The 13261-nt window shown below is 56.3% G+C and carries 10 protein-coding genes; 4 read left to right on the top strand and 6 right to left on the bottom strand.

Going from position 1 to position 13261, the window contains the following annotated elements; genetic code table 11:
- Positions 1-132: 132 nt before the first annotated feature.
- Both AC0YNU_RS12605 and AC0YNU_RS12600 read right to left on the bottom strand, forming a co-directional pair.
- On the bottom strand, positions 133-966 hold the full coding sequence (locus tag AC0YNU_RS12605; protein WP_475756849.1) for a carbohydrate ABC transporter permease: 834 nt from the start codon (positions 964-966) through the stop codon (positions 133-135).
- A 1-nt stretch (position 967) separates the two neighbouring features.
- Positions 968-1864, bottom strand: a complete 897-nt coding sequence (locus tag AC0YNU_RS12600; RefSeq protein ID WP_475756847.1) for a carbohydrate ABC transporter permease — start codon at positions 1862-1864, stop codon at positions 968-970.
- A 178-nt stretch (positions 1865-2042) separates the two neighbouring features.
- Here AC0YNU_RS12600 and AC0YNU_RS12595 point away from each other — a divergent pair, with 178 nt between their 5' ends.
- Both AC0YNU_RS12595 and AC0YNU_RS12590 read left to right on the top strand, forming a co-directional pair.
- Entirely contained in the window at positions 2043-3890 is a 1848-nt protein-coding gene (locus tag AC0YNU_RS12595) for a cache domain-containing sensor histidine kinase (RefSeq protein ID WP_475756845.1), read from the top strand.
- The gene (locus AC0YNU_RS12590; RefSeq protein ID WP_475756843.1) at positions 3887-5512 is read left to right on the top strand and encodes a helix-turn-helix domain-containing protein; all 1626 of its coding nucleotides are present in this window, start codon (positions 3887-3889) and stop codon (positions 5510-5512) included. Before AC0YNU_RS12595 ends, AC0YNU_RS12590 begins: the two co-directional genes overlap by 4 nt.
- A gap of 124 nt (positions 5513-5636) precedes the next feature.
- Here AC0YNU_RS12590 and AC0YNU_RS12585 read toward each other — a convergent pair whose 3' ends face one another.
- A complete protein-coding gene (locus AC0YNU_RS12585; protein ID WP_475756841.1) occupies positions 5637-5855 on the bottom strand; it encodes a hypothetical protein in 219 nt (72 codons plus the stop codon).
- Between the two features lie 252 nt (positions 5856-6107).
- On the opposite strand from AC0YNU_RS12585, the gene AC0YNU_RS12580 reads away from it, so the two are divergent.
- The gene (locus tag AC0YNU_RS12580) at positions 6108-7502 is read left to right on the top strand and encodes an MBOAT family O-acyltransferase (RefSeq protein WP_475756839.1); all 1395 of its coding nucleotides are present in this window, start codon (positions 6108-6110) and stop codon (positions 7500-7502) included.
- A gap of 18 nt (positions 7503-7520) precedes the next feature.
- Entirely contained in the window at positions 7521-9083 is a 1563-nt protein-coding gene (locus tag AC0YNU_RS12575) for a copper amine oxidase N-terminal domain-containing protein (protein ID WP_475756837.1), read from the top strand.
- A gap of 139 nt (positions 9084-9222) precedes the next feature.
- Here the strand turns inward: AC0YNU_RS12575 and AC0YNU_RS12570 are convergent, their stop codons facing one another.
- The 3 genes from AC0YNU_RS12570 to AC0YNU_RS12560 all read right to left on the bottom strand — a co-directional run bounded on the left by AC0YNU_RS12570 (position 9223) and on the right by AC0YNU_RS12560 (position 12913).
- On the bottom strand, positions 9223-9825 hold the full coding sequence (locus AC0YNU_RS12570; RefSeq protein ID WP_475756835.1) for a transglutaminase-like domain-containing protein: 603 nt from the start codon (positions 9823-9825) through the stop codon (positions 9223-9225).
- Positions 9826-9908: 83 nt separating this feature from the next.
- Positions 9909-10709, bottom strand: a complete 801-nt coding sequence (locus AC0YNU_RS12565) for a class I SAM-dependent methyltransferase (RefSeq protein WP_475756833.1) — start codon at positions 10707-10709, stop codon at positions 9909-9911.
- Between the two features lie 149 nt (positions 10710-10858).
- On the bottom strand, positions 10859-12913 hold the full coding sequence (locus AC0YNU_RS12560; RefSeq protein WP_475756831.1) for a peptidoglycan D,D-transpeptidase FtsI family protein: 2055 nt from the start codon (positions 12911-12913) through the stop codon (positions 10859-10861).
- Positions 12914-13261: the final 348 nt, after the last annotated feature.

The raw sequence follows: 13261 nt of genomic DNA, 5'->3' as shown, positions 1-13261 counted from the left end.
AAATGAATTGTGACTACATGGATGATTATATTGTGAATGTCTCGTGACAAACACCGAATAAATTGAACTGCAAGGTGTAATATTTTGATTACCGGCACCAATAAGGAATTAATAGTCATTTAGTATTGCAAATTATCCTTTAACCGATCCAGCAGTAATACCTTCGATGATATGTTTTTGCAGGAAAAGGAAGAAAACAATAACCGGCAGCGTGCTAAGCGTAAGCGACGCCATCGCCAAATCCCATTTGCGCAAATATTGACCGAAAAACTTCTGTACCGCCAGCGGAATCGTCGTGAACGCATCGTTGATGACGAGCACCGGGAGCAAATAATCGTTCCAGATCCACAGCACGTTCAGGATGATCACCGTGACGGAGATCGGTTTCAGCAGCGGGAAGACGACGCGCCAGTATAATCCGTAAGGCGTGCATCCGTCAACGACGGCCGCCTCTTCGATCTCGAGCGGGACTGACTTGATGAACCCGTGGAATAGGAACACCGAGAGCGAGATGCCGAATCCGATATAGCAAATGACGATGCCGTACACATGTCCCCGCAGCTCGAACAGCGACGTAATGCGCATCAGCGGCAGCATGACGGATTGGAACGGAATGATCATCGCCGCCACGAAGATCGTGAACAGCAGCTTATTGAACGTCGTCGGCTTCCGCACGAGCCGGTATGCCGTCATGCTCGCCGCTACGACGAGGCAGCCGACGCTAAGCGACGTAATAACGAGGGAATGCATGAAGACGACGGGAAAATCGATCGCGACCCAAGCGCGTTTGAAATTGCCGAAGCCCCAGCTGTCCGGCAGCGACGCCGCGTTCAGGAGAATGGCGCCCAGCTTCTTGAACGAATTGATGATGAGAAAATAAAACGGCATGAGAAACACCAGGCCAAGCAGGAAGCAAAGCAGCTCGAGCCCGAGCAGCAGCGGCGAATAGCGCGGTTTGGTTTCCATCTTAAGCTTCCACCTCTCTCTTCTTCGTCACCCAAACCTGGGTCACGGTAATGAGCGCCACGGCGAAGAAGAAGATCATCGCTTTCGCCGTGCCGAGACCGTAGCGGCTGTTCGTCAGCGCCTCGCGGTAAATGTTAAGGGCGATCGATTCCGAGGAATAACCCGGCCCGCCGCCGGTTAAGGATAGATTCAGATCGAATACGCGGAACGCGTTGGATGTCGTCAAGAACAGACAGATCGTGATCGCCGGCATGATTAGCGGGAACGTAATGCTGCGGAACGTCTGCCATGCCGACGCGCCGTCGATCCGCGCGGCTTCGGACAAGTCCTTCGGCACGCCGATAATGGCGGCGATGTAGATAATCATCATGTAGCCGGAGGTCTGCCAGACGAAGACGCCGACGATGCCCCAGAACCCGGTAGCCGGCGTTCCCAGCCATGGCAGGTTGAACAGATGCCAGCCGGTCGCTTCGCCGATGGCCGCGAAGCCGCGCGTGTAGATGAAGTACCAGATATAGCCGAGCAGCAAGCCGCCGATGACGTTCGGCAGGAAGAAGATGACCCGCAGCACGCTGCGTCCCTTCAAGTTCCGGGTCAGCAGCATGCCGAGCGCCAGCGCCAGCGCGTTCGTGATGATGACGGCGGCGACCGTAAACTTCGCGGTAAATCCGAAGGCCGTCCAAAAGCGGCTATCATCCGTGAAGATGCGCTTCAGATTCGTCATGCCCGTCCATTTGGCATTGTTCAGGTCAAGTCCGTTCCATTCGGTAAACGTATAATAAAAGCCCATGAAAAAAGGTACGGCCACGATTAACAGGAAAATAAGCAGCCCAGGCCCGACGAACACCGTCTGCTGCAGCCATTCACTCCATTTGGTTCTGCTTCTCGTATTATGCACAAAGATGTCCCCTCTCCTTACTCATGGTACTTAGTATAGCCGCGTTCCGCCGTTCCCTTCGACGGAAGATCGTGAACTGCAAGGTGGAATATATTGACCTGCCGATATTGACCTGTCTCCCTTCGGTGACGTATGGTTATAGCTAAAATCCCGCATCCGGCAAAGGAGGCGCGCTGCTTTGTCCGCCCGAAGCCTGTTCAGCAACGCCACGATCCGCAAAAAAATGATGCTGCTCTTCCTGATCGCCACCATCGTGCCCATCGCCGCATCCATCGCGATTTCCTATCACGAGACCCGCTCGTCCATCACGAAAGAAGCGATTACGAAGAATAACCGCCTGCTCTCGCTCGGCAGCGCGAACATCGTGAATTACATGAACAACATCAATCAGAAATCGCTGGCCGTCTACAATTCGATGAACGTGCCGCGGTCGCTCTATTATTTGCTGGAGCACAATCTGGAGGACGAATCGTTCCCGAACGGCATCAGCGACGTCATCGAGAATCGCAATTTGCTCAAGGACCATTTGTACAACATCTATCAGAGCATGAAGGAATTTTATAAAATCCGGCTGTACGTCGCCGCGCAAAATACGAGCTACCTGCTGTGGAACGACGACATTAAAGTCGGGAAGCATGAACCGAATACGATCGCCATGGCGCCCAAAACCTATATCGAACCGACGCACATCAGCCATAACTACGGCTTGCCCATCAAGTCGCCGGTGCAGGAGGAGCCCGTCTTCTCGCTCCACCGCCCGATTTTCCTTGCGCCGAGCGACAAACAGCTCGCGGAGCTGACGATCGACGTGAAGACGAGCGTGCTGAACGATTTGAACAGCCAGCTGTACGATGCCGGCAACGAAAACTTCTACGTGGTCGACCAGAGCGGCGCGGTCATTCTGTCGTCGAAGCCCGATTACGTCGGTCAGCGGCTGGATGACGGATGGTTCCGCTCTGCTGCGGGCGCCGGCACCGAGCAGGGGCATTTCAAATGGGATCAGGGCGGCTTCAAGGGGATGATTTTCTACCAGCAGGTCAACACGCCCTACATGAACTGGTTTCTGATCAAGCAGACGCCGGACAGCCATTTGTACGCCGCGGCCAACGAGACCGCCTGGCTGAACATGTGGGTCGGAGCGGCCTTCCTCGGGGTAGCGGTCATTGCCACGCTGATGATTTCGTATCGGTTCACGAAACCGCTGCTCGCCTTGATCGGCTACGTCAACAAGATCGATTCCGGTAACCTGGGCGTCCAAATCGACATTCAGAGCAACGACGAGATCGGTCTGCTGGCGAAGCGATTCCGTTCGATGATGCAGACGATCAACAACCTGATTCTGAAGGAATATCGGCTCGAGCTCGCCAACAAGACGATTCAGCTGAAGGCGCTGCAGGCGCAGGTCAACCCGCATTTCCTCTACAACGCGCTGCAATCCGTCGGCACCGTTGCGCTCCATCAGGGCAATAAGGAGGTCTATGGCCTGGTGACATCGCTCGGCAAAATGATGCGTTACCAGATGAACATGGCGGATGCCGAGGTTACGCTCAGTCAAGAGCTGGATTACGTGCAGGCGTACCTCGACCTGCAGAAGGAACGGTTCGATAAGTCGCTCGACGTCATCCTAATGATCGACGATCGGACGCGCGATATCCGCATGCCCAAAATGATCGTGCAGCCGCTGGTGGAGAACTTCTTCAAGCACGGCTTCTCGCCGTCGGAGCGGCCTGCCCAGCTCGTCATCGCGAGCTCGCTCGGCGACGAGGGATCGCTGACCATCGTCGTCTCGGATAACGGCATCGGCATGACGGCGCAAGAGATCGCGGCACTGAACGCCGCCATCGAACAGGAAGATCGGCCTGAGGAGGCCGGCGGTTCGGACAGCGGCATCGGGCTGCGGAACATTCTGTCGCGGCTGCGATTGTCGTTCCGGCCGGATGCCTCGCTGAGCGTTCAGCAGCTGCACCCGCACGGATTCTCGGTGACGCTCCATATCCCGCACGCCAAGGAGGAGGAAGAAGCATGAAAGCCTTGATCGTCGACGACGAACGCCATGTCAGGGAGGCGATTTCCCTGCTCGTCAACTGGTCCGAATTCGGGATCGATACCGTTCTGGAGGCCGATAACGGACAAGCCGGCATCGCGCTCATTCAAGCCGAACGGCCGGCGCTCGTGTTCACCGACATGATGATGCCGGTGCTCGGGGGCGATAAACTGATGGCCTGGGCGGCGGAGCATGCGCCGGAGAGCAAGGTTATCGTCGTCAGCGGACATGACAACTTCGACCTCGTCCGAACGGCCGTGCAATACGGGGGCATGGACTATATTCTGAAGCCGATCGATCCTGTCCAGCTGAACGCGGCCGTCGAGCGGGCATTGGACAGTTGGCGTGCCGAGGAACGGCACCGCTCCCGCTCCCGCGGCATCGACATGGAGCTGAATCGGCTGAAGCCCGTGTATGCGGAGCAGCAGTTCGGGGCGCTGCTCAAAGGAACAGGCTCCGCGCAGGAATTCGCAGCCTCGCTTCGCGGCCGGGATGCGGCTGCACCGCTTGCCGCCATCCGGATCGCGGTGCTGGAGCTGGACTCCGCTCCGCCGCTGCTCGCGGCCAAGTTCGGCGCGGACGGCAGCGACCTGCTGGCATTCGCCGTGGCGAACATCGGCAACGAGCTGCTCGGCGAGCATCGCTGCGGACAGGCATTCCGCCACAGCGTCGGCGCCCATCAAGAGATCGTCCTGCTGTTCTGGGACCGGCTGGGCGACGCATGCAGCCTGCTCGTGGAGTTCAACGATGCGCTGCAAGCGGCGTTCAAAGCCCGCTTCGCGTTCGGCGTCGGCCAGCAAGTGCAATTCCCGCAAGGGCTCGCAGCCTCGTACCGGCAGGCTCGGACCGCGCTGCTGCAGCGGAATCTGCTGCACCAGGGCAAGCATGTTCACGTCTTCGATCCCGCGGCCGGCGGAGATAACGGGCCTGCCCTGTTCTTCAGCGCATACGAGGAACGCGTTCGGCTGGCCGTGCAGAGCGGCTCCGACGACGGGATCCGGAAGTCGCTGTTACCCTGGTTCGAGGCACTGGATGCGAGGTCCAGGCTGACGCCGGAGCAGCTGCTTCTATGGCGGCAGGAATTCCGGCTTGCGTCGTCCATCTGGGAAGGCAGCGCGCAGGTCGCGGATACGACGATTCCGTACGCGGAACAGGACGAGGAGACGATTCCCGTCGATACGGAAGGGGGTTTCGATTACGGAGCTTGGAAGGAGACCTTCGTTCGCGAAGCCTGCGAGACGGCGAAGCGGCTGCGGGCGGGCAGCGAGAAAGGCAGCACGATCCGCGACATCGCGGCGCATATCGAGCAGTTCGCGCATGAGGACCTCACGCTGCAGAGCATTTCGGAACGTTTCCACCTGAGCCGCGAATATATTTCCCGCAAGTTCAAGCAGGAACTGAATCAAAATGTCTCCGACTATATCACGACATGTCGGATCAACCGGGCGAAGATGCTGCTGGCCAGTCCGCATCTGAAGATTACTCAAATCGCCGAAATGGCGGGCTTCCAGGACGAGAAATATTTCAGCAAGGTGTTCAAGAAGTGGACCGACCAGACGCCCAGCGAGTATCGCAAACGATTGTATGACGTGGATCAGGCATAAACGCGTTCCGCCATTGGATGCGGCCTTGCGCATATAAACGAAAGGGCAGCCGAATCGAATTTCGATTCGGCTGCCCTTTCAAATTTCAATCGACAGTTACATAGCCCGGTATGCAAAGCCTCGCTTACGCGCTGCAGCCTTCGCATTCGTAATATTGATTGCCTGTCGTTTCTTTCGCTTCAAGCATTGTTCCGATCACGATATCGCTCAATTCCATAAATTCAAAATCGGCTACCTTGGCGTGGACGGCGGCGCGAGCCTCTTCTTCGTTTTTGCCGATCCAGCTGAACGTGGCCTTCTTCCCGGTGGCCGGCACTTCATATTCAAACAGAAAGCGTGTCATCAAAATCGTCTCCTTCCATCTATCGCTATGCATTGCTACTCTACTCCAGTATAGCATAAATAGACCGTTTCTTCTCGCAGTTGGCTCCAAACGAGACGTCTACCTATCGCGCGCGGCGCTCAGGCAAAATGCCTGAGGCCGCTTTCGCCAGTGCAACCTATTTCCAGGTTCTGACGTTGCTGTATATAATAGAGTTACGATTCGAGAGTTTCGTCGCCTCAACCATCCGTTACGCAGGGAGCGTGCGCTTCGATGCTGTTCAACACCTATGTCTTTATTTTCGCCTTCTGGCCTCTTTCCGTCGCCGTGTACTTCCTGCTCAATCGCTTTCGATTCGTGTTCGCCGCCAAATGCTCGCTGACGCTTTCCTCGCTCTTCTTCTATGCCTGGTGGGACATCCGCTATCTGCCGCTGATTCTTGGTTCGATCGCCTTTAACTACCTATTCGGCCGGCTCATTCAGGCCAGGTCGGCGGGAACGGAACGCAGGCGAAGCGGCAAATGGCTGCTCGCAGCCGCCATCGCCGGCAATCTGCTGCTGCTCGGCTATTACAAATACGCCGATTTCTTCCTCGGCAGCCTCACGAATTGGACCGGACATGCCTTCCCGGCGCTGCACCTAATCCTGCCGCTCGGCATCAGCTTCTTCACCTTCACCCAAATCGCCTATCTCGCCGATGCCTACAAGGGCAAAGCGAGCGAATATAATCTCGTCAGCTATATGCTGTTCGTCACGTTCTATCCCCATCTCATCGCCGGGCCGATCCTGCATCACAGCGAAATGATGCCGCAATTCGACCGCCTGCGCAACAAAGTTTGGCAGTGGGGCAACGCATCCCGCGGCGTATACCTGTTCTGCATCGGCTTGTTCAAGAAGGTCGTCATCGCCGATACCTTCGCCGCCGCCGCGAACGACGGCTTTGCGAACGCGACGCATTTCTTCGCAACGTGGACGGCTTCGCTGTCCTACACCTTCCAGCTCTATTACGATTTCAGCGGCTATACCGACATGGCGATCGGCGCGGCGCTCGTCTTTAACATCAAGCTGCCGCAAAACTTCAACTCGCCGTACAAGGCGCTCAGCATCCAGGATTTCTGGCGGCGCTGGCATATGACGCTGAGCCGCTTCCTTCGCGATTATATCTACATACCGCTCGGCGGAAACCGGCGTGGAGAGGCCGTCATGCTGCGCAACCTTGTCGTGACGTTCCTGCTTGGGGGCTTGTGGCACGGCGCGGGCTGGACATTTATCCTATGGGGCTTGATGCACGGCGTCGGACAAGTCATTCATAGGTTCTGGGGGAAGCTCGGCCGACCGCTGCCGCGCTGGCTGGCGTGGTTCGTCACCTTCATGTTCATCAATGTGACGTGGGTCTTCTTCCGGGCCGACAGCTGGGGACAAGCGATGCGCATTCTCAAAGGAATGGCCGGCATGCAGGGGATTTCGCTGGCCGACCTGAAGGTGCTTGCGCCAACGCTGCTGCTGCTCGCGCTGTTCGTGCCAATCGTGCTCGCGTTCAACAATTCATCGCAACTGGGCGCTTCCTTCCGCCCGACCTGGCGCACGGCCGTCGCCGTCGCGTCGCTGTTCGTCTTCTCGCTGCTCTACATTAACCGCATCAGCGAGTTTCTGTATTTCAACTTCTAGAGAGGCTGGTAACCGGACATGCAGGCTCCCATTCCATCGCATCGCCAGCGCCCGAATTCGGCGCGTACCCTCCCCGCCCCTGGCACGGCTGCGACTCCTTCGCCCGGCAGCTCGGGGCAAACACGGATTACGGCCAAGGCCGCCAAGCGAATGCTGGCCTTATCCGCCTTGCTGGCGGTCCTCTTCGCGGCGTTCGCATCGTTGGTCACATACTTGCTCGATCCGCTGCAGTTCTACCATAAGCCATTCGGGTACAAGCCGATTTTCTCGTCGGAGCAGCGTTACCAGAATCCCGGACTGGCGCTCCATTACGACTACGACACGATTATTCTCGGCACGTCGATGACGGAGAATTTCCTGCCCTCCGAGGTGGATAAAGCGCTTGGCGGCAAGACGCTAAAGCTGTCCATCCGCGGGTCGACGGCAGACGAGCAGTACCAAATCGCCCAGCTTGCGATCGGCACCGGCAAAGTGAAGCAGGTGCTGTGGGGACTTGATTATTTTGCGCTCAAAACAGGCGATCAGGAATCGGCCGGCCCCTTCCCCGATTATCTCTATGACCGCAACCGGTGGAACGACTACCGCTATTTGCTGAACTACAGCGTGTACGGGCAATTCTTCAAAGGCCTCTATAAGGAGCTGACCGGTTCGGGCGTCCAAAGCTTGGAGAAGCTGTACAACTGGAACGACAGCGTGCTGTTCGGCAAGAAGCAAGTGCTGGCGCATTATCGGACCGCGGCACAGGAAGAAGCCTACTTCGGCTTGAATGAGGACCCCCTGGATCTAATCAAAGCGAATTTCGATACCGAGGTCCTGTCGCTCGTGAAAGCGCATCCCGAGGTAAAGTTCATCTTCTACTACCCTCCGTATAGCGTGCTGCGCGAAGCGGTGTGGGCATCGACGAACGCAGAGCGGTACCGGAACCAGCTGGAGATGGACGTCTGGATGTTCAAGCAACTGAACGCGCTGCCGAACACCGAGGTGTACAATTTCCAAATGGCCGGCGAATGGACCTATGATCTCGAGCAGTACAAGGATCTCTCCCATCACAATCAAGCGATCAATACGCAAATCATCCATACGATCGGCGAAGGGGATTCGCGTTACCGAATGACGGAGACGAATGCGCAGGCGTTGTCGGATGAGCTGGAAGAACAGGTACGGACGCTGGCGCTGACGGAAGCGGGCGATCCGAAGAGCGTTCAGGTGCTCTCGGGGAAAGCAGAATCCTCCGCGAAAGAAGTCTGGTTCAGCAGCCTGGCCATCCCCGGCGACGGCGAGCTGCTCGTTCCCGCCAAGGAAGCCGCCGCGGCGCTCGGCGCCACGCTCGACTGGAACCAAGCGACGAAGACGCTCGTGATGGCGCACGCAGGCGCACGCGTCACGCTGACGCTGGACCAGACGACGGCCGCTGACAAGAACGGAAGCAAAATCGAGCTGCCCCATCCCGCGAAACTGATCGGCGGTCAAACGCAAGTCCCGCTGCTAAGGCTCGCCTCGGTGCTCGGTTACAAGGTGTCGCAAGAACAACCGAATGCATGGAGCCTGCGCTATACGATAACGGAGCAGGCAGCGAAATAAGGGAAACACGAAGCGGCAGGCAAGAGACCTCCCGAGAGGGATTCTTCTCTTGCCTGCCGCTTGTTTATGCCAGCACCTGTCTGACGCTTGCATTGCCCTCCGCTCAATCCTGCCTTCCGCATGTTCACGAACAGACCCGCTACAGCGAAGACGGGAGCCCATGCAGATACATATTTATGCAATCTTCATGTTGTTGCAGTACATCCATCGTCCTCGCATTCGGCCACGCATAGACACCCGGATAATCGATTTCGCCCTCATGCTTCCGAGCGGGAAAAGCGAGCTTCTCTTCATCGATCGAGAACTCCGCTTGAATACCCGGCTTGTTGCCGCGGGCGTCCAGTCGAATCCACCGTCCCGCGGACGCGACGAATACCGCATTGAGCGCGTGCACGCAGTATCCCGTGTCAGGTGTATCGCCGAGCGTGAGCCGTTGATAACAGAAGCCGGCCAGAATTCCTTTGTTTCTCAGCAGCGCGCACAATAAATTGGACTTCGCGTAGCAGATGCCTTCTTCGAACGCAAGCACTTCCGACGCCGTGCGCGTAATTCGCTTGCTCTGAATATCCCAGGAATGAGCAATCTCGTCGCGGACGAACCTATATGCCCGTTGAACAACTTCATGCTCATCGGCACAGCCTCGGGCAAGTTCCTCCGCCTTTTCAACAATAGCCGGATCGCTGAAATTAACTTCCGCGGATTCGAGCAGGTAATCCTCGATTCGATCACGGAGTTCCATCATCCGCGCGCTGACCCCCTTTTATTGCTTGCATTGGTTATGACTTATTATTCACTATAATGGATAATAATTCAATTTATTGCCGGCTACCCTTTTCTCCCGATATACATGAAATGCTCGGCCAGACTGAGCAGATCCTCGCGTTCGCAAGCTTGCTCGGCCAGGTCCAGCCAAGCGGCAACCACCTCGGGCGGCTGGTGCAAAAGCTCCGGCTCGCGCAAATACAAGAAACTTTCGCAGTTGACGAGATGCAGCTGCTCAAGCTCGAAGGCTTGGAAAAACGGCCGCACGTCCTTGGGCCGGATAAAGAAATTATCCGTGAATCCATGTCCCGCAAAATTCGTATCGTCCAGCATCATCCGAAGCTCCGTCCTCCGCTCTTCGTCCAAGATCAGCGAAGGATTACGAATCAGATAATCCCACGCGAAGGAATAGGAGGAGACGAAAGAAACATAGAGCGTTCCGTTCGGCTTTAATTTCTTCAAGCACTCTTCGATCGTCGTTACCCGGTCCTGCTCCTCTTTCAAGTGATACATCGGACCCATGCACAAGACATGGTCATACCCGCCATCCTCGATGCTCGATAAATCGCGGCCGTCCGCGCGGATACCTTCTAACTGCAGCCCAAGCTCGCCCGCTTTAGTCAAGGCAAAATCAACGTTGTTTTGCGACAGATCCGCCAGCGTTACCCGGCACCCGAGCTCCGAGAGGTAAAGCGCATACTTGCCCGGACCGCAGCCGAGATCCAATACGCGATCATTCGGCTTGATGTACCGGTTCAAATACCGTTTGGTCAGCTCGAACTCGACTTTGTGCCGATCCAGCCGATTCCATTCAACCTCTACAGTCTCATCATAAAATCGTTGCACGGTCTCCAAATCGTCCATATCGACGCTCCTCGGAAAAGGATGAATTGGCTAATCGTACCAAGTCAAAGCAGCGATGTAAATGGTTATTTCGCAAACCTCCCCCGTAACGCAAAAGAACCTCGAAGCTGCTTGCTCCAAGGTTCTTGCCTATTCCGTATATCAACCGTTTAATGCCCGGTTCCAGCTCCCGTGCCTGTTGTAGTTCCTGTAGTTCCGGTTCCTGTCGCCGGCGGATGCGGCGTGCCGTCAAGTCCGACGTACTCGTCGTACGCGTCGAAGATCTTGCGCGCGATCGGAGCTGCGCCGTAGGAACCGAAGCCGCCGTCAGGAACGACGACCGCCACGGCGAGAACCGGGTGCTCCGCGGGTGCGAGCGCGATAAACACGGAGTTCTCGACCTTCTTCCGGTCGCCGACATCCTGCTCGGACGTACCGGTTTTACGCAGGAAATTGTATTTAAAGCCCTCGAAGCCCTGCACGGAAACCTTGCTCATGCCATCATAGATTTCATCCCAGAAATCCTGCGGAAAGGAAACGGTGTTCAGCACCTTCGGCGTAAAGCCTTGCACGACCTTGCCGTCCTGATCGACGATTTTGTTGACGAACTGCGGCTGCATGCGTTTGCCTTGGTTCCCCAGCATCGCCGCGTACTGCGCCAGCTGCAGCGTCGTATACTTGGCTTGCTGGCCGAACGATGCCCGGATAAGCGCCGACTGCGCGCTCGCGCTCTCGGCTTCGTGATAGTAGTCGATAACGCCTTTGCTTTCGCCTAGAAGACCGCTTCCGGTGGAAACCCCAAGGCCGAACTGCTTCACGTAGCTGTCCCAGATATCGACGCCTTTGTTGCCGTACTTCTTATAGAGCGGATTGCCGACCATTTCGGCCATGAACGTATTGGACGAATGCGCGATCGCCGAGGCGGGATCGATCTGGCCGTACGCATGATTCTGCGAGTCATGGATAAATACTTCATGGCCCGATTTGCCGAATCCGAATACGCCTCTATCGTTATAAACCGTATGCGTCGTGAACAGCTTCTCATTCAACCCGATCAACACGGTGAGCGGCTTCTGCGTGGAGCCTAGCGGAACCATGGAAGACGGATGGCGATTGCGCTCCTTCTCGTCCGCGTAAGGCGGGTACGACTGCCGGATCGTGCCATTGGCCTGGAACAAGCTCGTGGCGGCATAATCTTCCGGGCTGATGGAGCCGCCCGACCAAACGTCGGGATCGTAATCCGGCATGCTGGCCATGGCCACGACCTTCCCCGTATTCACTTCCATCGCGACCGCATAGCCGGTGGTGGCGTCCGCGCCGTCCTTCCAGTAGCCGGATGTCGCATGCTTCATGAAATCCAGATGGTCCGTGATCGCCTGCTGCGTCAGCATCTGCACGCGCTTATCGATCGTTAGGTAGAGATTGTCCCCTTTGATCGGCACCGTCGTGGTCGGCGGGCCGATAATCGTCTCCTGCGCGTTGACGGGAAATTCCTTCAGGCCGTTCTTGCCGCGGAGCACGTCCTGGTACATGTATTCTAATCCGTCTATGCCGACATCCTCATCGTCCAGATATTGCAGTTTAGGGTCTTCCACTTCCGCCATATTCTCGTATTTGTTCATCGATTCCCGCACGCCGCGGAATTTCTTGAGGTAGCCGACCAGTTGGACCGCGACGTCGTCCTGATCGTAATTGCGGACGCTCTCCTCGACGATGTCGATGCCCGGGAACGCTTCGCGGTTCTCGGAGAAGTAGGCGATTTCATCCTTGGATAAACCGACTTTGAGCCGTCTTGGGACGGAATACGTATTTTGCACATGGCCGAGGTCCATGCGCTTCTTGATTTCTTTGACCGTCAGCGGCTTCTGCGCCTTCGTGCCGAGTTGGTTGAAAATATCGAACAGCCGCTGCGCGAGCGCGTCCGCATCCTTATCCTTGAACGGCGGCTGGATCGTCAAATACAGCGATTGCGTCGATGTCGAGTACGCCAGCGGAGCGCCGGTAGAGTCCAAAATATTGCCGCGAATCGGCGGGATTTTGACTGACCTCGTGCTGTTGTCGTCGAACTCTTCCTGCAGCGAAGGTCCGTCGACGAACTGCAAGATCGCAAGCCTCACGATCAGAATGCTGAAGAGGAGAAACGTTGCACCGAAAAATATATTCAACCGCAGCGTAAACGCGTTGCGGGATTTGGCCTTGTTTTTGGATTCGTCTTGCGCTTTCATGCCAGCACTCCTTTGAACCGATATGTAATTGACGGCCGACTGCACGTCCCTCGGGCAGTCAACTTCATGTATTTCTAGATCCGCCTGCTCGTTCCTGCCTGGTCAAGGAACAGCCACAATATAGCCAAAATATCCCGCTTTATTAAATTTAGCTCAGCTCATTACCCATTATACCTATAATTGAGACAAGTCGAAATCCATTCGAAATATCGGTCTCCAACTTATGCGGGATTTGCAGCAGTGCATTGTTTAGCCTACTATAAGACGCAATTTTGCAGACGATTGTTTCGCTTCTTTAAAATCCGGAGGGATTGTTCGCTGGAGAAATCAACGAGCGACGGACATAAA

It is taken from the genome of Paenibacillus sp. J31P316, from assembly GCF_056269105.1.
This window is presented reverse-complemented; position numbering and strand designations above follow the sequence as displayed.

Coding starts and splice junctions, on each gene's coding strand:
- AC0YNU_RS12605 (WP_475756849.1), bottom strand. CDS start 966: ATGGAAACCAAACCGCGCTATTCGCCGCTGCTGCTCGGGCTCGAGCTG.
- AC0YNU_RS12590 (WP_475756843.1), top strand. CDS start 3,887: ATGAAAGCCTTGATCGTCGACGACGAACGCCATGTCAGGGAGGCGATT.
- AC0YNU_RS12585 (WP_475756841.1), bottom strand. CDS start 5,855: ATGACACGCTTTCTGTTTGAATATGAAGTGCCGGCCACCGGGAAGAAG.
- AC0YNU_RS12580 (WP_475756839.1), top strand. CDS start 6,108: ATGCTGTTCAACACCTATGTCTTTATTTTCGCCTTCTGGCCTCTTTCC.
- AC0YNU_RS12575 (WP_475756837.1), top strand. CDS start 7,521: ATGCAGGCTCCCATTCCATCGCATCGCCAGCGCCCGAATTCGGCGCGT.
- AC0YNU_RS12570 (WP_475756835.1), bottom strand. CDS start 9,825: ATGATGGAACTCCGTGATCGAATCGAGGATTACCTGCTCGAATCCGCG.
- AC0YNU_RS12565 (WP_475756833.1), bottom strand. CDS start 10,709: ATGGACGATTTGGAGACCGTGCAACGATTTTATGATGAGACTGTAGAG.
- AC0YNU_RS12560 (WP_475756831.1), bottom strand. CDS start 12,913: ATGAAAGCGCAAGACGAATCCAAAAACAAGGCCAAATCCCGCAACGCG.